Origin of the sequence: Peptacetobacter sp. AB800, assembly GCF_047807365.1 — a bacterium.
GTDB lineage: Bacteria > Bacillota > Clostridia > Peptostreptococcales > Peptostreptococcaceae > Peptacetobacter.
In genome coordinates this window covers 1-20569 of sequence record NZ_JBLOUI010000029.1, presented here as the reverse complement: position 1 = coordinate 20569, position 20569 = coordinate 1, and the positions used below count along the sequence as shown (strand labels likewise).

At 32.7% G+C, this 20569-nt stretch carries 20 protein-coding genes and 1 rRNA gene; 19 read left to right on the top strand and 2 right to left on the bottom strand.

Annotated features, from left to right (window positions below):
* The first annotated feature begins 2 nt into the window (after positions 1–2).
* The 10 genes from ACK2WN_RS08770 to cobA all read left to right on the top strand — a co-directional run bounded on the left by ACK2WN_RS08770 (position 3) and on the right by cobA (position 8732).
* Entirely contained in the window at positions 3–614 is a 612-nt protein-coding gene (locus tag ACK2WN_RS08770) for a cobalt-precorrin-7 (C(5))-methyltransferase (RefSeq protein ID WP_300529155.1), read from the top strand.
* A gap of 64 nt (positions 615–678) precedes the next feature.
* Positions 679–1230, top strand: coding sequence for a decarboxylating cobalt-precorrin-6B (C(15))-methyltransferase (locus ACK2WN_RS08765; protein ID WP_416155361.1), 552 nt, complete (start codon positions 679–681; stop codon positions 1228–1230).
* 19 nt (positions 1231–1249) lie between these two features.
* Positions 1250–2020 carry a cobalt-precorrin-4 methyltransferase gene (locus tag ACK2WN_RS08760; protein WP_416155360.1) on the top strand — a complete coding sequence of 257 codons (771 nt, stop codon included), beginning with the start codon at positions 1250–1252 and terminating at the stop codon, positions 2018–2020.
* Positions 2007–3170: a cobalt-precorrin 5A hydrolase gene (locus ACK2WN_RS08755; protein WP_416155359.1), complete on the top strand. Its 1164-nt coding sequence runs from the start codon at positions 2007–2009 to the stop codon at positions 3168–3170. The genes ACK2WN_RS08760 and ACK2WN_RS08755 overlap by 14 nt, the downstream gene beginning before the upstream one ends.
* A 4-nt stretch (positions 3171–3174) precedes the next feature.
* Entirely contained in the window at positions 3175–3900 is a 726-nt protein-coding gene (gene cobJ, locus ACK2WN_RS08750) for a precorrin-3B C(17)-methyltransferase (protein ID WP_416155358.1), read from the top strand.
* Positions 3901–3916: 16 nt separating this feature from the next.
* On the top strand, positions 3917–4705 hold the full coding sequence (gene cobK / locus ACK2WN_RS08745) for a precorrin-6A reductase (protein ID WP_416155357.1): 789 nt from the start codon (positions 3917–3919) through the stop codon (positions 4703–4705).
* A gap of 41 nt (positions 4706–4746) precedes the next feature.
* Entirely contained in the window at positions 4747–5517 is a 771-nt protein-coding gene (locus ACK2WN_RS08740) for a sirohydrochlorin cobaltochelatase (protein ID WP_416155356.1), read from the top strand.
* 11 nt (positions 5518–5528) lie between these two features.
* Positions 5529–6239: a cobalt-factor II C(20)-methyltransferase gene (locus ACK2WN_RS08735; RefSeq protein ID WP_300529168.1), complete on the top strand. Its 711-nt coding sequence runs from the start codon at positions 5529–5531 to the stop codon at positions 6237–6239.
* 13 nt (positions 6240–6252) lie between these two features.
* Entirely contained in the window at positions 6253–7152 is a 900-nt protein-coding gene (gene hemC / locus ACK2WN_RS08730; protein WP_416155355.1) for a hydroxymethylbilane synthase, read from the top strand.
* An 83-nt stretch (positions 7153–7235) separates the two neighbouring features.
* On the top strand, positions 7236–8732 hold the full coding sequence (gene cobA / locus ACK2WN_RS08725; protein ID WP_416155354.1) for a uroporphyrinogen-III C-methyltransferase: 1497 nt from the start codon (positions 7236–7238) through the stop codon (positions 8730–8732).
* A gap of 166 nt (positions 8733–8898) precedes the next feature.
* Here cobA and ACK2WN_RS08720 read toward each other — a convergent pair whose 3' ends face one another.
* On the bottom strand, positions 8899–10893 hold the full coding sequence (locus ACK2WN_RS08720; protein WP_416155353.1) for an FAD-dependent oxidoreductase: 1995 nt from the start codon (positions 10891–10893) through the stop codon (positions 8899–8901).
* A 335-nt stretch (positions 10894–11228) separates the two neighbouring features.
* A complete protein-coding gene (locus ACK2WN_RS08715) occupies positions 11229–12113 on the bottom strand; it encodes a LysR family transcriptional regulator (protein ID WP_006439021.1) in 885 nt (294 codons plus the stop codon).
* Between the two features lie 306 nt (positions 12114–12419).
* Between ACK2WN_RS08715 and ACK2WN_RS08710 the strand changes: the two genes are divergently transcribed.
* The 9 genes from ACK2WN_RS08710 to ACK2WN_RS08670 form a co-directional block, all read left to right on the top strand.
* Complete coding sequence (locus tag ACK2WN_RS08710; RefSeq protein ID WP_300529178.1) at positions 12420–13295, top strand: shikimate dehydrogenase; 876 nt, start codon at positions 12420–12422, stop codon at positions 13293–13295.
* A gap of 88 nt (positions 13296–13383) precedes the next feature.
* Positions 13384–14595, top strand: coding sequence for an MFS transporter (locus ACK2WN_RS08705; protein ID WP_416155352.1), 1212 nt, complete (start codon positions 13384–13386; stop codon positions 14593–14595).
* A gap of 152 nt (positions 14596–14747) precedes the next feature.
* Complete coding sequence (gene aroD, locus ACK2WN_RS08700; RefSeq protein WP_300529182.1) at positions 14748–15509, top strand: type I 3-dehydroquinate dehydratase; 762 nt, start codon at positions 14748–14750, stop codon at positions 15507–15509.
* A gap of 211 nt (positions 15510–15720) precedes the next feature.
* Complete coding sequence (locus ACK2WN_RS08695; RefSeq protein WP_040410182.1) at positions 15721–16215, top strand: TRAP transporter small permease; 495 nt, start codon at positions 15721–15723, stop codon at positions 16213–16215.
* Positions 16216–16224: 9 nt separating this feature from the next.
* On the top strand, positions 16225–17514 hold the full coding sequence (locus ACK2WN_RS08690; RefSeq protein ID WP_416155351.1) for a TRAP transporter large permease: 1290 nt from the start codon (positions 16225–16227) through the stop codon (positions 17512–17514).
* An 11-nt stretch (positions 17515–17525) separates the two neighbouring features.
* Positions 17526–18599 (top strand): TRAP transporter substrate-binding protein, encoded by a 1074-nt coding sequence (locus tag ACK2WN_RS08685; protein ID WP_300531759.1) that lies wholly within the window; start codon positions 17526–17528, stop codon positions 18597–18599.
* Positions 18600–18744: 145 nt separating this feature from the next.
* Positions 18745–19515: an arginase family protein gene (locus tag ACK2WN_RS08680; protein ID WP_330000161.1), complete on the top strand. Its 771-nt coding sequence runs from the start codon at positions 18745–18747 to the stop codon at positions 19513–19515.
* 53 nt (positions 19516–19568) lie between these two features.
* On the top strand, positions 19569–20153 hold the full coding sequence (locus ACK2WN_RS08675; protein WP_300531765.1) for a precorrin-2 dehydrogenase/sirohydrochlorin ferrochelatase family protein: 585 nt from the start codon (positions 19569–19571) through the stop codon (positions 20151–20153).
* Positions 20154–20463: 310 nt separating this feature from the next.
* Positions 20464–20569, top strand: a 16S ribosomal RNA gene (locus tag ACK2WN_RS08670); the annotation flags it as partial.

The window sequence follows — 20569 nt, the reverse complement described above, 5'->3', positions numbered from 1 at the left end:
ATATGCTAAATGTAGTTGGGATAGGACCTGGAAACGAGGGCTATATAACTGAGGTTGGCAAAAAAATTATCGCTGAATCAGATGTGTTAATCGGTGGCAAGAGAAATCTTGAGATTTTTGAGAATTTTTGTGGCGAGAAAATTGTTTTAGGTGCTAATCTAGTGGAAATAAAAAATTATATAAATGAAAATATAGAAAAAAATATAACTGTTATAGCATCTGGAGATCCATCTGTCTACGGAATAGGCAAGTATCTGAGCAAAAATGTAGATAATGAAAAGATGGAGATAATTCCAGGGATTAGCTCAATGCAGTATATGTTTTCGAGAATAAAAGTAGATATGAACGATTTATATATGACTAGCAGTCATGGAAGAGAGCCTGATTTTGATTATCTGCTATCTCATAGCAAAGTGTGTATGGTTACGGATTCAAAGATTGGGCCTAGAGAAATTGCCCGGGAAATAATTAAAAGGGGTTTGAAAAAAACTATGGCTGTCGGTGAAAATCTTTCATACGATAACGAAAAAATAACTATTGGAAAACCAGAGGATATTTTAAAAATAGAAAACTACGATATGAATATCGTTGTAATATTGGACGATGATCAATAGTTGATATATAAACAGAAACATAAATTAAAAAAATAATAGATTTTACGGAAATAGGTGAAACTTAATGAAAAATAGTAGCTTTATTACAGGTAAGGTGCCTATAACAAAGGAAGAAGTTAGGGCGATTGCACTTTCTAAGCTAGAAATAGAAAATGCCAAAAGTTTTCTGGATGTCGGAGCTGGAACGGGGAGTGTATGTATAGAAGCAGCATTAAAAAACCCCAATATGAAGGTTGTAGCTGTTGAAAGACATGAGCACGCAGTTGAACTGATTGCGTCTAACAAGGAAAAATTTGGTGTAAAAAATCTAGATATTTTAGAAGGATATGCTCCTTTTGAAACAGATGAAAAGTTTGATGCTGTTTTTATAGGAGGGACTGCAAAAAAATTAGAGGAAATAGTGGATTGGACATATGAAATTTTAAACGAAGGTGGAAAATTATGCGCCAATTTTATTATAATAGACACTTTTTATAAAGCATTAGAGCTTTTAAGAAATAAGGGATTTAAGGATATAGATGTCAGCATGGTGTCTGTATCAAAATTAGAAAAATTGGGTAGTGGGGATTATTTTAAACCACAGAACCCTATTTTTTTAATATCAGCGGAAAAATAAATTAATTTGGAGGTTTGCTATGAGTAAAGTTCATTTTGTCGGAGCTGGACCTGGAGATAAAGAACTAATAACTTTAAAAGGTTACAAGCTTTTAAAAAATGCAGATATAGTTATATACGCAGGTTCTTTAGTAAATCCAGAACTATTAGACTACTGTAAAGAAGATTGTGAGATATACAATAGTGCAGTTATGGATTTAGGTGAAATAATAGATGTTATGGAAAGAGGAGTTAGAGAAAATAAAGAGGTTGTAAGACTTCAGACAGGAGATTTCTCTATATACGGATCAATAAGAGAACAAGTTGAGGAGCTAAATAAAGTAGATGTAGGATTTGACTGCACACCAGGAGTTAGTTCGTTCTTAGGTGCATCTTCTGCACTTGGTGTTGAATATACAGTGCCTGAAATTTCTCAGAGTGTGATAATAACTAGAATGGAAGGAAGAACTCCTGTCCCAGAAAAAGAGTCTATACAGGAATTTGCCAAACACCAGACTTCTATGGTTATTTTCCTATCTGTTCAGGAAATAGAAAAAGTTGTTGAAAGATTAATCGAGGGTGGATATCCAGAAGATACTCCGGTTGCAGTAGTTTATAAGGCTACTTGGCCAGATGAAATGGCTTTAAGAGGAACACTTACAGACATTACAGCAAAGGTAAGAGAAAATGGAATAAACAAGACTGCTCTTATAATGGTTGGAAGATTTTTAGGTCAGGACTACAACAACTCTAAACTATACGATAAAGATTTTGTACACGAGTACAGAGGAAATGAAGATGGAGAAAACTAATTTCGAAATAGATATTGATTTAAAGAATGAAGTAGGTAGGATTTTAGAAAATGGAATATCTAAAAAAGATATCGTCATTGCTAAGAAAAATATAAGAATAGCTATTATAGCTGTTACAGAAAAGGGAAAAAATACTGCAGAAAAAATAGCTTTAGAGCTAGAAAATGTAGATGTATTTTTCCAAAAGAGAGGAATAAAAGAGCTTACGGGAGAGCTTTTTAATAAATACGAATGTATAATTTTTGTATCTGCCTGTGGTATTGCAGTTAGATGTATTTCTCCATTTTTAAAGAGTAAGTTTGAAGATCCAGCTGTGTTGGTTGTGGACGATAATGGGAATAATGTGATTAGTTTACTAAGTGGACACATAGGTGGAGCAAATGAAATAACTTTAAAAATAGCAGATGTTTTAAACGCAAATCCAGTGATTACAACATCTACAGATACTAATAAAAAGGGTGCTTTAGATGTTATTGTGTCTAAAATCGGTGGATATGTGGAAAACCTTAGAGAATCTGCAAAGTTTGTAAATTCATATCTTGTGGATGACAAGCGAGTGGGGATATATTTTGATTCGGATTATGAAATTGAAAAAGATAGTCTAAATCTATCTGGATTTGAGTTGATAGATGAAAAAACTGAGATTGATGCAATAGCAAAATTAGATGTACTCGTTTCAGTTACTGATAAGCTTAGATGTTGGGTAGATGAGATTATTTATAATATAAAGAAAGATAATGAAGAAAAAGAGGATTTAATCTATATAAAGCTAGTTCCGAGAAGAATTGCACTTGGGATGGGGTGTAGAAAGAATACAGAAACTGAAAAAATGATTGAAGAGTTTTCTACTTTTTCTGCTCTAAACAATATTCATCCTGCTGCAATTGTAAAGACAGGGAGCTTTATTATAAAAAAAGACGAAAAATGTATGATAGATTTATCAAAAGCTCTTTGTGCAGAGTTTAATCTATTTGATGTGGATGAGATTTGCACTTGTGACTATATGTTTGATAAATCGGAATTTGTAAAGAAAAACACTGGGGTTTATTCTGTTGCACAGCCTTCAGCATATCTCCTAAGTGGAAATGTTATTTCGGATAAGTATAAAAATAATGGAACAACTTTTGCTTTTGGCAGAATGAAAGGATAAAGTTATGATTTACGTTATAGGAATTGGCCCTGGTGGAAAAGAGTACATGACTCTTGAAGCTATTGAGGCGATAAAAAATTCAGATGTAATAGTTGGATATAAGACATATATTAATTTAATAGAAGATATGATTTCTGATAAGGAAGTCGTACAAAATGGTATGAGAAAAGAGATAGACAGATGTAAGATGGCTGTAGAAATAGCTAAAGAGGGAAAAGATGTAGCTGTTGTAAGTAGTGGAGATTCTGGAATTTACGGAATGGCAGGGCTTATTCTTGAGCTTGTTGTCAAAGAGGACGAGGATATTAAGGTGAAGGTTGTACCTGGTGTAACTGCAAGTATTGCAGCAGCTTCTGTTTTAGGTGCGCCGATAATGCACGACTTCTGCCATATAAGTCTTAGTGATCTTCTAACTCCTTGGGAGGTTATAGAAAAAAGATTAAGACTTGCAGCTGAGGCAGATTTTGTAGTTTGCCTATACAATCCAAGAAGCAAGGGAAGAAGTGAACACTTAGCAAGAGCATTTGAGATAATGAGAGAGTTTAAAGATGGGGGTACTCCTGTTGGAATTGTAAAAGATGCAGGTAGAGAAGGCGAAGAAAAGCATATCTGCACATTTGATACAATGAATTTTGAAATAGTTGATATGACTACTATGGTAATTGTAGGAAATAAATCGACATTTATAGACAAGGATATGATGATAACTCCTAGAGGGTATACAGTTTAGAAAAGGGAGTGATTTTGTGGTACTAGTTTTAGGTGGTACTTCGGACAGCATAAAAATATGCGAATTGATAAATAAAAAAGGATTTTGTAATAGATATATACTTTCTGTAACGACTGAATATGGAAAAGATTTAGCTGATGGCATTGCGAAGAAGATTCATCTTGGAAAGATGAGTGAAGAAGATATGGAGAAATTTATAATGGAAAACGAGATTTCTTTTATAATAGATGCAACTCATCCTTATGCTACAGAGGTTTCAAAAAATGCTATAAAAGCTGCTGAAACTACGGACACAGGATATATAAGATACGAGAGAAAATCTTTACTTGAAGAGATAGATTATAAAGGTTGTCGTTTTGCAGATAGTATTGATGAAATGTGTGAAATAGCTAAAAATAACGGGTATAAGAGAATACTCATTGGAACTGGAAGTAAGAATTTAGCTAAATATAGAGAAAATTTATCTGGGATAGAATTATTTCCAAGAGTGCTTCCAACATCAGAAGTTATTATAGAATGTGAAAAACTTGGATTCAATGCAGATAATATAATTGCGATGAAGGGTCCATTTTCAAAAGAGATGAATGTAGAAATGATTAAGCATTACGATATAGACCTTATGCTGACTAAAGAAAGTGGAGCTGCAGGTGGATTTTTAGAAAAAATCGACGCCTGTGAGGAATGTGGAATAGATGTACTCGTTCTTAAAAGACAGAGAATGGACTATCCAAATCAGACTAGTGAATTAAAAGATATTGAAGAGATACTAGATATTTGGAAAGATGAAGCAAAATTTGATTGCTAGAAAAAATATAAATTTATTGTAGAGAAATGGAGATAAATAATATGAAAAAGGCGATACTTGTTGTAAGTTTTGGTACTAGCTACCACGGTACCAGAGAAAAAACTATACATGCAGTTGAGGATAAGATAAAAGCTGCCTTTGAAGGATATGATTTCTTTAGAGCTTTTACATCTAATATGATAATAAATAAATTGAAAAAAAGAGATGGAATAGAGATAGACAATCCAATTCAGGCTATGGATAGACTTTACGAAATGGGATACGAAGAAGTAGTTATCCAGACATTACACATAATATGTGGACACGAATATGTGAAATTAAAAAATCAGATAACTGAGTACAAGGATAAATTTAAGAGCATAAAATTTGGTAGACCGCTTCTTTTTGGAATAGAGGACTACAAAGAAACTGTTGAAGCTGTAAAAGAAGTAACAGATGAAATGGACTCTACTGTTGTTCTTATGGGACATGGTACTGACCACGAAAGCCACAGTGCATACCCTGCAATAGAGTACTATTTTAGAGATATGGGTGCAGATGTATATGTTGGTACTGTTGAAGGTTATCCAGAAATAGACAGTGTAGTGAAAAGATTAAAAGAGAGAGATGTTAAAAAAGTACACCTTATGCCACTTATGCTTGTTGCAGGAGAACATGCACAGAATGATATGGCGGGAGATGAAGAGGATTCTTGGAAAACTATAATAGAGTCTGAAGGAATAGAAACAGAAGTTCATTTAAAAGGACTTGGAGAGATAGAAAAAATTCAGCAGAAATTTGTGCAGCACGCATTAGAAGCTGAAGAGGTTTAGAGGAGAAAAGAATGGCAAAATTTTACGGAATAGGTACAGGGCCTGGAGATAGCTCGTTACTTACGATAAAAGCAGTGGAAACTTTAAAAAAGATAGATATACTATTTACTCCAGAGCCTAAAAAGGGTGGAGAAAGCTTAGCTTTGTCGATAGTTAAGGACTATTTACCAGAGGATTTAGAGATAAGACAAAGACATTTCCCGATGAATTTTAATGGAGAAGAGAAGATAAAGGCTTGGGAAGAGATAGCTCTAGAAATAGAAGATGAGATAAATATAAATGGAAAAGATGTAGGATTTGTAACTCTTGGAGATCCAATGATTTACAGTACTTATGTCTATATAATGGAAAGACTTAGCGAGGATGTGGAAGTGGTTACAATACCTGGAATTTCTTCGTTTTCTAATATAGCATCTTCTAATAATTTCCCTCTTGTTATGGATACGGATGCACTTGTTGTAACTCCATGCACAATAGAAGAGGAAAAGTTAGACTTTATACTTCAAAACTACAACTGTATAGTTTTGATGAAGGTTTATAAGAATTTTAAGGAAGTAATAGCTAAGTTGGATGAGTATGGACTTATTGAAAATGCAATACTTGTAAGTAACTCATCTCAAGAAAAAGAGATAGTATACAAAGATTTAAGAGATGCTGGACTTGAGGATAAGATTTCTTATTTCTCAACAATTTTAGTTAATAAAAGCTATAAAAACAAGTAGAAAGGCGATGAAAATGAAGATACGAGTAGGAACTAGGGGGAGTAATTTAGCACTTATCCAGACAAACTGGGCGATTGATAGATTAAAAGAAAAATTCCCTGAGGTTGAGTTTGAAGTGAAAATAATAAAAACAAAGGGTGATAAGATTCTACATCTGTCTTTAGATAAGATAGGGGATAAAGGACTCTTTGTTAAGGAGATAGAAAGTCAGCTACTAGAAGGTGAGATTGATTTAGCTGTTCACAGTATGAAAGATATGCCAGCTGAGGTAGTTGAAGGTTTAAAATTTGCAGCAGTTCCAAAGAGAGAAGATCCTAGAGATGTAATAATACTTAGAGAAGGGTTAAATAGTTTTGATGAACTTCCAATAGGAGCTACTATAGGAACTGGGAGTAAGAGAAGAAAGTATCAGCTTTTAAGAAAAAGACCGGATTTAAATATTGTTCCAATAAGGGGGAATATAGAAACTAGAATATCTAAAATCGAATCTGAAAATTTAGATGGGATAGTTTTAGCCGCATCTGGTGTGCTTAGAGCTGATTTAGAAGATAAGATAACAGAATATCTTCCTGTAGATTTGATGATACCAGCTCCAGCACAGGGAGCACTTGCCTTAGAAATAAGGGAAAATGATGTAGTATTAGAAAAAATGATAGATGCTATAAAAGATGAGATTTCTCAGATTCAGACAGATGCAGAGAGAAGTTATCTTGCAGGAATTGACGGAAGCTGTCACATACCAATGGGTGCATACTGTGAGGTAGATGGAGCTAAGCTGACTATAACTGGAATTTTTGGAGATGAGGACGGAGAAAAGATAACTATAGCATCTCTTGATGGAGATAGAGATAATCCAAAAGAGCTTGGAAGTAGATTGGCTGAGCTTGTTTTGAAAAAACACAGAGAAGAATAATATTATTTGTAGATTAAAATAAAAAGATTAGTACAAACAAAATAAATTAGTATAAATTAAATAGATAGAAATGAGGATTTTTAATGAAAGGAAAGGTATATCTTGTAGGTGCAGGGCCTGGAGATACAAAACTTATGACTTTAAAAGGTCTTGAGTGTATCAAAAAGTCCGACGTAATAATATACGATAGACTTGCAAATGATGAATTTTTAAAAGAGGCCAAAGAAGATTGCGAATTTATTTATGTCGGGAAGAAGTCGAGCAATCACATTCTTCCACAGGATATGATAAACGAGGTAATTGCTAAAAAGGCACTTGAAGGAAAAATAGTAACTAGATTAAAAGGTGGAGACCCGTATGTTTTTGGTAGAGGTGGAGAAGAAGCCGAGGTACTTTATGATGAAGGGATAGACTTTGAAATTGTACCTGGGATAACTTCTGCAATAGGTGGACTTTGTTATGCAGGAATACCTATAACTCATAGAGATTATGCGTCTTCATTCCATGTAATTACAGGACATCTAAGAGAAGACGAGGATAAAGAAATAAACTGGAATGCACTTGCTAACTGCAAGGGAACACTAGTATTTTTAATGGGTATAGGAAATCTTAAACATATAAGCGATAGACTTATAGAAGAAGGCAGAGATCCTAAGACACCGGTTGCTTTTGTAAGCTGGGCTACTAGATACAATCAGAGAACGGTAGTTACAGATTTAGAAAATGCGTATGAAGTTGCACAGGAGAAAAAGGTAAAAGCTCCATCGTTAATCGTTGTTGGAGATGTTGTAAAGGTTAGAGATAAGCTGAATTTCTTTGAAAATAGAGATTTATTTGGCAAGAAAGTAGTTGTGACTAGAGCTAGAAAACAGAGCAGTGACCTTTCTGAAAAAATAAACTCTCTTGGAGGAAAGGCAGTAGAGCTTCCAGTTATCAAAATTGAGAAAAATGACGATACAGAGCTTAGAAAAGAGATAGAGAATTTAAAAAATTATACACATATTGTGTTTACAAGTAGAAATGGTGTTGAGTTATTCTTTGAAACTTTAGACAATATGGGACTTGATTCTAGGGTGTTCTTTGGAGTGAAAGTCTGTTCAATAGGAGCAGGTACATCTGAGGAACTTATGAAGAGAGGTATAAAAGCTGATATAGTTCCTGAAAGATTTGTGGCAGAGTCTCTATTTGAAGAGATGAAAAAGACTGTGAAAAGCAGCGATAAAATTTTAATACCTAGATCTGAAAATGCTAGAGAGTTTTTAGCGGATAAGTTGAAGGAAATATGTGAGGTAACAGAGGTATTTAGTTATAAGACTGTGATAGATGAGAAGAGTAGAGAGATTGCAGAAGATGTACTGAAATCTGATGTAGATTATGTTACGTTTACAAGTAGCTCTACTGTAAAGAATCTTATTGAGATTGCTGGAGAGAATTATAAGGAGTTGCTTGAAGGCAAGAAGCTTGTGTCTATTGGGCCTGTGACTAGTAGTACGATAGAGGAGTTTGGGCTTGAGGTATATAAAGAGGCTGAAGTAAGCACGATTAAGGGAGTAATGGACGTGCTTATAGGAGATAGATAAAAAGAAAAAAGCTACGAGTAGTATAGAAAACTCGTAGCTTTTTTCTTTTTTTAGTTTTATTAATATAAGGATTTAATATGGTAAGCTTTTTTAGTGTCTGACCTTCAAGGAAGAAACTTCTGCTTGAAGGCCAGAGCTATATATATATTTTAGAGTGTATTGCTATCTATTTTAAGAAACCTTTTTTAGTAAGGGCAAGTATTACCTGATCTCTACCTTCAGAAGTACCTTCTATTATTCTTCTAGCACGCATACTGTCTCCAATGTTTATTATTTCAACACCATCTTTATCAAAGGCTTCATGAAGTCCTGATAATACTGGAGTCTGAGCTTTCATTCCTAAGCAGATAAATCCATAGTCGAAGTATAAATCTTTAGGACCTTCTTTTGTTTCAACGTGGAAGTGATCTGCAAATACTTCTTTAAGTGCTGTGTTAGGCATCTGGTTTACACCGTATTTATTCATTAATGTGTTTATATCAACTTTTGTTATTGGATCTATTCCTGCACCGATTGCTGGCATCATTTCTATTATGCTAACTTCTGCGCCTCTTGGTGCGAAGAATTCAACAACGTCAAGACCAACAGCTCCACCACCGATTACGGCAACTTTTTTGCCAGTTAAATCAGCTGGATATGAGTTTATGTGGTTTATCATATTTACTATTGAAGAAACTTTTCCGCCTTCTTTATCTATATTGTCGTGAAGTCCTTTTATTGGTGGAAGAAGAGGAGCTGAACCTGTAGCATTAACTATTAAATCTGGGTTTAGTCCTTTTATAAATTCTGGATCTCCATTATTTGATGTAAATATGAATAAGTTGTGTAATTTTTTAGCTCTATTTATTAAATATTTAGGGAAATCACCTAATCTGTTTTTATCTGGTATCTGAGATATTAGAGCAGATAATCCACCTAAATGATCATTCTTTTCTAATAGGAATGTTGTACATCCTAATTCTGCTGCAGTACAAGCTGCTTCAAGTCCTGCTGTACCACCACCTACAACTACTACATTGCAAGTTTTTTCTACTTTTTTATTCTTGTATTCTTCACCGTTTATAACTGATGGATTTATAGTACATCTTATTGGTTTATTAAGTCCTATACGATGTCCTGCGCAACCTATATTACAAGATATACATTTTCTTAAGCAATCTAATTTACCTGCTTCAACTTTGTTTACCCATTCTGGATCAGCTATAAGACCACGTCCCATACCTATTATATCAGCATCTCCATCTGCTAATATTTTTTCAGCAACTTCTGGGTTTCTTATATTACCAGTTGTAACGCAAGGTTTACCGAATTTTTCTTTAACTGCTTTAGCCATGTAAGATCTCCATCCATCTTTCATGTAGTTTGCATCTATCTGGTACTGAAGTGATGCATTAAGAGCAGCTGATACGTCTAATACGTCCGCTTCTTCCTGGAAATATTCAAGAAGTTCAAGAGTATCTTCTAAAGTATTTCCACCTTCAACAAAATCTTCTGCACTAAATCTTAAGAATATAGGGAAGAATGGTCCAACCTGTTTTCTAACTTCTTCTAAAACTAATTTAGCGAATCTTGCTCTGTTTTCTGGACATCCACCAAATTCATCAGTTCTTTTGTTATATACTGGTGAAAGGAACTGGCATAAAAGATATGAGTGCCCTGCATGTATTTCAACTGCATCAAATCCAGCTATCTGAGCTCTTTTTGCTGCTTCTCCGTATTTTTTTACTATGTCGTATATTTCTTCAACTTCTAGTGGTCTAGGAATTTCTCCACCGTCTTTTGATGGTATATTAGATGCTGATACTGGCTGCATTCCTGTTCTTGAAGACATTGCAGATGCTCCAGCATGATTTATCTGAATACCTATGCAAGTTCCATACTTATGTACTGTTTCTGTAAGATTGTAAAGACCTGGGATATAGCTATCGTGGTCTATTCTTAACTGAGTAGTTCCATTTGATCCTTCTGGTGATGAAACACTTGCATTTTCAACCATTATAAGACCAGTTCCACCTTTTGCTCTCTGTTCGTAGTATTTTATATGTTTTTCGTTTATTTCTCCGTTCTGTCCTGCGTAGTTTGTTCCCATTGGAGTCATCATAACTCTGTTTTTCATTGTCATTCTTCTTATAGTAAGCGGCTCAAAAATATGATTGTACATTTTTTATTCTCCTTTAATAATCTGTGTAAATTTTTAATTTATAAGTTGTTGTTAAAAAGTGTTCAAATTCTCTAGAGGTTGTTTTTGAAAAAATTTCTATTTTGAAAATTATTAGAATGTCTAAAAACTAATGATTAATTCTTTATGACAATTATATAACGGGTATAATGATAAATCTAATACTAATTAAACTCAAAATTGATAGTATAAAACTATCAATGAAACGATTTCATTTTTAAAAAATTAACAGACTATATTTTGTGTGTGATTAGGGGAGTAGTTTTGATAAAATTAAAAAGTTTAAATATAAATGTGCAAATAAAAAGAGCTTGATTTTATTCAAGCTCAAAAGTATTTACAAATTTTATGAAGTTTTTAAGTGATTTTGGTTGGAAACTATCTTTTTTGTATGCTAGATGTACTGTATGATATAAATTTTCTCCATTTATTCTTAATTTTTTTATATTGTAGTTTTCAAGTGAATCTATATCTGCTACAATAGCTATTCCAAAATCCTCAGCTACTAATGAAGCAATTGAGTTTTCGTCTGGACATTCATATATTATATCAGGGTGTATAGATTTGTTCTTTAAAATATATCTAGTGTAATTACCAAGTGCAGATGTCTTGTCATATCCTATGAATGGATATTTTTCTATCTCTTTTAATTCTACTGTATCTTTAGTTGATAGTTCGTGATCAATAGATGTTATAAGAACCATCTCTTGTTTTATAAGAGGAGTAAATTCGATATTATCTTGATAGTCTTCAACAAAAGCACAGAATCCGGCATCGTATTTATCTTTCATTATCCCAGATAATATATCTTTAGTTAGACATTGATGGAAACTAAAAGTAACTTCTTTATTTTCATCCTCTTCTAAGAAATTTCTAATTAGTTTGGGAATGTATATATAAGAAAGTGGAGCAACATATGCGATATCTATATGACCTTTATTCCCAGAAAGCCGCTTCATTTGTTTTTCTGCTAGATGAATTTCAAATAATATAGAATCTACTTTTTCTAAAAAAATCTTTCCGTATTTTGTAAGTGTGACATTTCTTCCATTTCTTTGAAATAATTTTACTCCGAGTTCATCCTCTAAAGATGCCATTGAATGACTAAGACTTGGCTGAGAAATATTTAATTCTTCAGCAGCCTTTCTAAAATGTTCTAATCTTGCTACTGTCTGAAAATATAAAAGCTGATTTAATGTCATTTTGCCCTCCTTAATAAAAAATATATTGATAACGATTTCTTTTAAAATTGTTATTTTTAAAACTAAAAGGATTGAAAAAATACAGTACTAATCGGATTTAAGTATTTAATCATATTAATAATAATTTAATTATAACATAATTGATAGTTTAATACTATCAAAAATGGTTAAAAGATATATTGGAATTATTAATAGAGCGTATATATAATATGGGTAAAGAGGTTGTTTGATAAATATTAAATAAAGTGTCTGTGATAGAACAGACTAAAACTTAAATATACTTTATAAAATTTGGAGGAAAATAAAATGGCAGAAAGAATAACAGGATACACAGAATTAATAGGGTTAATGGCTTACCCAATAAGACACTCAAGCTCACCAGCAATGCAGAATGAAGCTTTTGCAAAATTAGGTTTAGACTATGCATACTTAGCATTTGAAGTAGATAACGATACTTTAGAAGATGCTATAACAGGTCTTAGAGCATTAAAGATGAGAGGGTCAAATGTTTCAATGCCTAACAAAACTGTAGTTCATAAATATTTAGATGAATTATCACCAGCTGCAGAAATGTGTGGAGCAGTAAATACAATAGTAAACGACAACGGAAAATTAACAGGACATATAACAGATGGTATAGGATATATGCAGTCATTAAAAGATAATGATATAGATGTTATAGGTAAAAAAATGACAATAGTTGGTGCAGGTGGAGCTGCAACAGCAATAGAAATACAGGCAGCACTTGATGGTGTAGCAGAAATATCTATATTCAATAGAAAAGATGAATTTTGGGCAAATGCAGAAAAAACTGTAGAAAAAATAAACACAAAAACAAATTGTAAAGCTACATTATATGATTTAGCAGACTTAGATAAATTAAAAGAAGAAATAGAAGATAGTTATCTATTTGCAAATGCAACAGGAATGGGAATGAAACCACTTGAAGGACAGACTTATATACCAGATAAATCATTCTTTAGAAAAGATTTAATAGTTACAGATGTTGTTTATTTCCCAAGAGAAACAGAAATGTTAAGAATGGCTAAAGAAGTTGGATGCAAAACAATGAATGGTTTAGGAATGATGTTATTCCAGGGATCAGCAGCATTTGAATTATGGACTGGACAGCCAATGCCAATAGAATATATGAAAGAAACTTTAGGTATAAAATACGAATAAAAAATAGAAATAAATATAAAAACTAGGAATAGATATAAAACTAAAAAAGGGTAGATTCAAAAATATTAGGAAATGGACGGATTTAAATATGGAAAATACTCAGACACAGGAAAAGAAATTATACTCAAGTGCATTTATACTGTATCTTAACTACTTTATACATGGTATAGGTTGTAGTATATTAGGACAGCAGGTTATAAAAGAATCACTTGCGCTTCAGTGGAATTCATCAGTAGATTCAGTTACTATGATAGCTGCAGCATTAGGTCTTGGAAGACTTATAACACTTCCATTCTCAGGACCGATATCAGATAAATTAGGAAGAAGAATATGTTCTCTTATAGGTGTAGCATCTTATGCAATATTCTTTATAGGATTAGCATTTTCACCAAATGTTCAGGTTGCTTATATAGTAGCTATATTAGGTGGGGTAGCAAACTCATTCCTTGATACAGGGGTAATACCAGCATGTGTTGAAATACTTGCTCCAAAATCAGGACTTGCTACAATGCTTACAAAATTATTCATATCAGCAGCTCAGTTATTATTACCAATAACTCTTGGATTATTTGCAACAAACAATATATCTTACTCAACATTTATGATAGGTTGTGCAGTAGCTTTAGTGGTTATAGGTTTATTAGTTACTAGAATAAAACTTCCAGAAACTAAGGTTGAAAAAGGTGAAAAAGTTCCTGGATTAATGGAAAATATAAAACACACTAAATTTACAAAAGAAAGTTTAGCTTTAATAGCTATAGGATTTACTTGTACAGCTACATTCCAGTTATGGTTAAACTGTGCACAGACTTTTGGTACAGAAGTGGCAGGAATGCGGGATGCTGGACAGATGCAGGTATGGTACTCAGCAGGTACAATAGTTGCGATAATACTTACTTCAATACTTGTAAACAAAATAAAAGAAGTTAGGTTCTTATTCTTATATCCATTAATATCTTTAGCGATGTTAGTTGCAGTTTTAATGATAAAAACTCCAGCAATATGTATGATAGGATCATTTGTTATAGGTTATTCAGCAGCAGGTGGTGTTTTACAGCTTGCAACAGCTACAGTAAATGATTTATTCCCTAAAATAAAAGGAACAATAACAAGTATAATAATGATAGCTTCATCATTATCAAACTATACTATATTAACAGCTGCTGGTAAAATAGGTGCAACAAGTGGACCAGAAGCAGTTATGATGATGAATATAGTTATAACAGCTATAGGTGTTTTACTTGCACTTTTAGTAAATATGAGATTCTCTAAATTAGAAGAAGCAGCTAGAGAAAATTAGTATAATAAAGTATAAAATAGTAGAAAAGAAAACATAGACAAACATAGAAATGGTAGGATATATTTTAAATTAATATAGTTAGAGTATATCGTATAAATAAAAGGAAATAAGGTTATTAAAATAAAAATAGAGTTAGATTTATGGAGGAAAGTATGAATACTTGTAAAATAAGAAACATAGTATTAGGAGAAGGGACTCCTAAAGTATGTGTGCCGATAGTAGGAAAGACAAAAGAAGAAATAATAAATTCAGCTAAAAAAATAAATGAGGTTGGAGCAGATATAGTAGAGTTCAGAGTTGACTGGTTTGATGATATATTTGACTTTGGAAAAACAGAAGAAGTTTTAAAAGAACTTAGAGAAACTTTAGGAGAAACTCCAATATTATTCACTTTCAGAACTTCAAAAGAAGGTGGAGAAAAGGCAATAGAAGCAGATAAATATGTTGAATTAAATATAAATGCTGCAAAAACTGGATTAGTAGATGCAGTTGATGTTGAAGCATTTACAGGAGATGAATATGTTAAAGCTGTTGTAGAAGCAGCTCATGAAAATGGAGTAAAAGTAGTTGGATCAAACCACGATTTCGACAAAACTCCAGAAAAAGACGATATAGTAGGTAGATTAAGAAAAATGCAGGAATTAGGAGTAGATGTGCCTAAGATAGCGGTTATGCCTCAGAATAAAAAAGATGTGATAACTCTTCTTGCAGCAACTGAAGAAATGTACACTAACTACGCTGATAGACCTATAATAACAATGTCAATGGCAGGAACAGGAGCTATAAGTAGATTAAGTGGAGAGGCATTTGGTTCAGCACTTACTTTTGGAGCTGTAGGTAAAGTATCTGCTCCAGGACAGATAAATGTTGAGGATTTAAAAACTGTTTTAAATATAGTACACGCTAGTTTATAATAGTAGAAATTATATATTGTAGAGAATACGCCCTTTTCAAATAGTATTGATTTATTGAATTAAATTGAAGGATATAAATGAATACATTTGAAAGGGCGTAATTAATAAAAATTTTTGAAAGGGATTATAATGTTTTAAAAAGTCATTTATTTAACAATTTAAAATGCGAAAATAAATGAGAGTTGTAGTTTATTTAAGTTTGAAAGGAGATATGGCGGTGAAAAAGATAATACCGGATAGATTTGAAGAGGTTTTGCTGGTTTTACTTTTAATAAGTATGACCTTAGTGTTGGGGGTTCAAATTATAGCTAGATATGTATTCCAAAATTCACTAACATGGTCTGAGGAGTTAGTAAGATATTTATTTATATGGTCAGCTTTTTTAGGCGTACCTTATTGTATAAATAAAGGAACATCATTAAAAGTTGTACAGTTCATAGATTATTTACCAGCAAAATTTAAAAATATCGTATTAATGATAGATAGAGTCTTAATGGTTTTATTTTTTGCTTTGGTGTTTATTTTTGGATTTTTAGTTGTTAAAAACTCATTTTTAAGTGGGCAGAGAAGTCCAGCTTTAGGATTACCGATGTATATAGTCTATTTATCTGTAGTTGTAGGTTCTGGCTTAGCTATAGTTAGGGTAATTGAAAAAATTGTATTATGTTTAAAGAATAAAGATGAAAGAATAAAGTCGGATTTTTAGGAGGTTATTATGGCAGTAGGAGTTTTAATGTTTTTATTTGTACTTTTGCTAATTGCTGGGCTACCGGTTGGTGCAGTACTTGGTTCAATTAGTATATTGCCTAATTTAGCGAATCCTTGGTTTCCGGCAGATGCACAGTATATTATAAGATCTATGATAAATGGAGTTAATAGTTTCCCTATTTTAGCGGTACCGATGTTTATATTGTCGGGAAATATTATGGCTAGAGGAAAGATTTCTGAGAAACTGTTTGATTTCTTTGCATATTTTGTATCAGATAAGACAGCAGGATTACCTATAGCAGTTATTTGTACTTGTTTGTTTTATGGAGCTATTTCAGGCTCTGGCCCTGCAACTACTGCAGCAGTAGGAGCTATGACAATTCCAATATTGGCAAGAGCGGGTTATAAGAAGGAATTCAGCACAGCGCTTGTTGCAGTTGCTGGAGGGATAGGTGTTATAATTCCACCCTCTATTCCGTTTATTTTCTATGGACAGGCATCAGGTTCATCTGTGTCTGATTTGTTTAAGGCAGGTATAATTCCGGGGCTAATTATAGGATTTGCACTTATGGTTTATTCTTGGATGTACTGTAAGAAATATGGTGAAGATAAGGAAAAATTAAACGAGTATAGAGATAGTCTTAAAGCTATGGGATTTTTAAATTTAGTTAAGGATAGTTTTCTAGCTTTAGTATGTCCTATAATTGTTCTTGGTTCTATATATAGTGGGATAGCTTCTCCAACAGAGGCGGCAGTTATATCTGTGTTTTATGCACTTATACTTTCTGTTTGTGTGTATAAAACGCTTAAAATTAAAGATGTTTGGGATGTTTTAGTGGAGTCAGTGAAAACTTATTCTACTATATTATTTATAATAGCAGCTGCGACTGCTTTTTCTAGGGTATTGATTTTCTTAAAGGTACCTGAAATGATGACAGATATGATAACAGGTTCTGTGTCTAGTAAGTTTGTTCTTTTAATTTTAATAAATTTACTTTTATTATTTGTAGGTATGATTATGGATACTACACCTGCGATTTTAATTTTGACACCGATACTTTTACCAATAGTACAGAGCTACGGAATGAATCCAATTCATTTTGGTATTATGATGGTTGTAAACTTGGCGATAGGATTTGTAACTCCTCCACTTGGTGTAAATTTATTTGTTGCGAGTACAATAACAAATATAAAGATGGAAGAGATTATAAAGAGTGCAATTCCATTTATTATTGCATTTATGGTGGTGTTAGTATTGATAACATTCATACCTCAGCTGAGTTTGGCTCTGCTATAGGTTTCTAGGAGGTGAAATTTTTGAACAGAAAGACGAATTTATTTGCTAAAAAGTTTAAAAAGTTAATATCTTTGGGAGTTTTATCTGTTTTAGCCTTTTCTATGGTAGGGTGTTCTTCGTTGGATACTGCAGAGAGAAGGGAAAAATCTGCTAGAACTGGAGAGAATATTACTCTTTATGCAGCTTGTGATTCTGGTGCAGATACTGTCACAGCAAAGTTCATGAGAGATTTTGCAAAGAGAGTAGAGGAAAAATCTGATGGAAAGATAAAAGTTGAGACATACAGCGATTCTCAGGTTGGAGGAGATAGTGAAATTTTTGAGGCTTGCCAAGGTGGAAATATTAGCTTTGTTTTTCAGGCGACTTCACCACAGGTTTCTTTTATTCCAGAAGCAGCTGTGTTAGATGCTCCTATGTCATTTGATAATATTGAGATTGCTAGAAAGGTTCTTGATGGAGAGCTTTTTGAAAAATTAAAAGGATATTATAGTGAAAAGGATGTAGAGCTTCTTGGAATTGCGGATCAAGGATTTAGAGAGACTACTTCCAACAAGAAGATAGATAAATTGAGCGATTTTAAGGGATTAAAGATAAGAACTATGGAAAATCCATATCATATAAAATTTTGGAAAGCTTTGGGTGCAAATCCTACACCGATGTCTTATTCTGAGGTGTATATAGGACTTCAGCAAGGAACTATAGATGCTCAGGAAAATCCACTAGAGGCGATAATTGTTCCAAGATTTTATGAGCAGCAGGATTATCTTGTAAATACGAATCATTTTATACATCCAGTTACTTGTATTGCTTCATCTAAGGTTATGAATTCACTTACTGATGAAGAAAGGGCTATTGTTTATGAGGCTGCTGAAGAGTCTAAAGTATGGGCGAGAAATACTACAGATAAACAGCTTGATGATAGAATTAATGTTATTGAAGAAAGTGGAACAGAGATTATAAACTTAGATAAGAAAACTTTAGAAGCTATGAAGAAGGCAAGTGAGTCGGTTTGGGATGATATTGAAAATGATATAGGTTCTGATTTGATAGATACACTTAGAGATGAGATAGAAAAGTATAATTAGATTACTTGGTAAAAGCTTTTAGTTTAAAGTTAGACAAAGTAGTTTAGTTGATATATAATAAATGAATACGGGGAAAAGGGGGCTAATATTTTAGGCTCCCTTTTTTTGCTAGTAGGTACTAGCTTTTGAAAGGGATGAATAGATAATGCAGTATAAAGATAGAAATTTGGTTGTTAATTTTAGTAATACATACTCTAAGGAGATAGCAGAGAGTTTAGGAGATACAGATTGGGTAGATTGTTCAGATATATCTGGGACAAATATGTATTGTACAGATGATGCAGCTGATGAAATAAAAAGAAGATTAGAAGAATACAGCCCAAATGGAGTGCATTTTATAGATTCTGGAAATTATCATTATATGACAGAATTTTTTGTAGAAAAGTTAGAAGGGAAGTTTTCTCTTGTTTTGTTTGATTATCATAATGATATGCAAGTTCCTATGATCCATAGTTTTACTAGTTGCGGAGATTGGGCTAGAGAGGTATTAGAAAATAATGATAATTTAGAGCAATTGATTTTAATAGGACCAAGTCAGAAGAATATAGATGATATTGAGGGTATATCAAAGGAAAAGTTTGATAAGTTGGTGTGTGTTAGCCTTAGAGATTTGGAAGAGAAAGTTGCTGAGGAAAAATTGGAGCTTATAAAAAATGATGTACCATTGTATGTTTCTATAGATAAAGATGTTTTGAGCAAGCATTATGCAAAGACTAATTGGAGTCAAGGAAAGATGTCGGTTGAGCTTTTGAAGAAGATATTGAAACGATTTTTAATGGATCATGATATTATAGGTGCTGATATTTGTGGAGAACGGAATCCATATGAACCAATCCCAAAGTTTTTTGAAGATAGAGAGATTAATAAAAAAACAAATAAGTCACTTTATGATTTTTTTACTAGGGTTATTGGATAAAGTTATAATAGAGGTTATTATTTTAGGTGATTTTTTGAAAAGAGGTGAAGTTATTGTTTTATCCAGTAAATTTGAATTTAGATAATATGGAGATAATAATAGTAGGTGGAGGTAATGTAGCGCTGAGAAAGTGTATGAATTTTTTAGATTTTGGAAAAAGCATTACTGTTTTAGCTCCAGATTTTGACAGTAGATTTTTAGAGCTTGGAAATAAAGTAGATTTAATAAATGATGTTTTTAGAGAGGAGTATATAGATAAGTTTGATATAGTTGTAGCGGCTACTGATGATAAAGAGGTTAATGAAGAGATTGCTTGTATATGTAGAAAAAAGTCTAAATTGATAAATGTAGTAGATAGCAGAGATTTATCTGATTTTACTGTTTCTTCTTATGTGAAAAGAGGAGATTTATTGATAGGAATATCTACTGGAGGAAAAATTCCAGCTTTATCTGCAAAAATTAGAAGAGATTTAGAAGAAATTTATGATGAGTCTTTTGCTGAGTATGTAGATTTATTGGGGGAACTGAGAGAAAAAATTATAAAAAAATATGAAGATAAAACAGAAAGAAAAGAAGTGCTAAAAGCATTGGTAAAACTAGATATAGAAGAATTAAAAGAAATCGAAAAAAATATATAAATTACTTGTTGATGAAAAAATTAAAAAAAGTTTTTAAAAAAGTGTTGACGTAAAATGTGAAAGCTGATATTATAATACTTGTCCTTGAGAGAGGGCAAGAAAATAAAAAATAAAACGAAAGTTTTAAGTGAACTTTGAAAACTGAACAGCAGATATATTTAGTTCGAACAAATTGTTCGAACGCCATACAAACCATGCCAGATATTTTGAGATAACATCTGAGCGGATATAACAAACTAATTTTATTTTGAGCAACGGAATTTTAAACATTAGCTGAAAATTCGTTGGCGATATAAAATTCGAAGAATTTTATTTTGAGAGTTTGATCCTGGCTCAGGATGAACGCTGGCGGCGTGCCTAACACATGCAAGTCGAGCGATTCTCTTCGGAGAAGAGCGGCGGACGGGTGAGTAACG

Coding starts and splice junctions, on each gene's coding strand:
- cobJ (WP_416155358.1), top strand. CDS start 3,175: ATGATTTACGTTATAGGAATTGGCCCTGGTGGAAAAGAGTACATGACT.
- ACK2WN_RS08705 (WP_416155352.1), top strand. CDS start 13,384: ATGGAAAATACTCAGACACAGGAAAAGAAATTATACTCAAGTGCATTT.
- ACK2WN_RS08720 (WP_416155353.1), bottom strand. CDS start 10,893: ATGTACAATCATATTTTTGAGCCGCTTACTATAAGAAGAATGACAATG.
- ACK2WN_RS08690 (WP_416155351.1), top strand. CDS start 16,225: ATGGCAGTAGGAGTTTTAATGTTTTTATTTGTACTTTTGCTAATTGCT.
- ACK2WN_RS08740 (WP_416155356.1), top strand. CDS start 4,747: ATGAAAAAGGCGATACTTGTTGTAAGTTTTGGTACTAGCTACCACGGT.
- ACK2WN_RS08715 (WP_006439021.1), bottom strand. CDS start 12,113: ATGACATTAAATCAGCTTTTATATTTTCAGACAGTAGCAAGATTAGAA.
- cobA (WP_416155354.1), top strand. CDS start 7,236: ATGAAAGGAAAGGTATATCTTGTAGGTGCAGGGCCTGGAGATACAAAA.
- ACK2WN_RS08760 (WP_416155360.1), top strand. CDS start 1,250: ATGAGTAAAGTTCATTTTGTCGGAGCTGGACCTGGAGATAAAGAACTA.
- ACK2WN_RS08770 (WP_300529155.1), top strand. CDS start 3: ATGCTAAATGTAGTTGGGATAGGACCTGGAAACGAGGGCTATATAACT.
- ACK2WN_RS08680 (WP_330000161.1), top strand. CDS start 18,745: ATGCAGTATAAAGATAGAAATTTGGTTGTTAATTTTAGTAATACATAC.
- ACK2WN_RS08710 (WP_300529178.1), top strand. CDS start 12,420: ATGGCAGAAAGAATAACAGGATACACAGAATTAATAGGGTTAATGGCT.
- ACK2WN_RS08695 (WP_040410182.1), top strand. CDS start 15,721: ATGGCGGTGAAAAAGATAATACCGGATAGATTTGAAGAGGTTTTGCTG.
- ACK2WN_RS08765 (WP_416155361.1), top strand. CDS start 679: ATGAAAAATAGTAGCTTTATTACAGGTAAGGTGCCTATAACAAAGGAA.
- aroD (WP_300529182.1), top strand. CDS start 14,748: ATGAATACTTGTAAAATAAGAAACATAGTATTAGGAGAAGGGACTCCT.
- ACK2WN_RS08755 (WP_416155359.1), top strand. CDS start 2,007: ATGGAGAAAACTAATTTCGAAATAGATATTGATTTAAAGAATGAAGTA.
- ACK2WN_RS08735 (WP_300529168.1), top strand. CDS start 5,529: ATGGCAAAATTTTACGGAATAGGTACAGGGCCTGGAGATAGCTCGTTA.
- hemC (WP_416155355.1), top strand. CDS start 6,253: ATGAAGATACGAGTAGGAACTAGGGGGAGTAATTTAGCACTTATCCAG.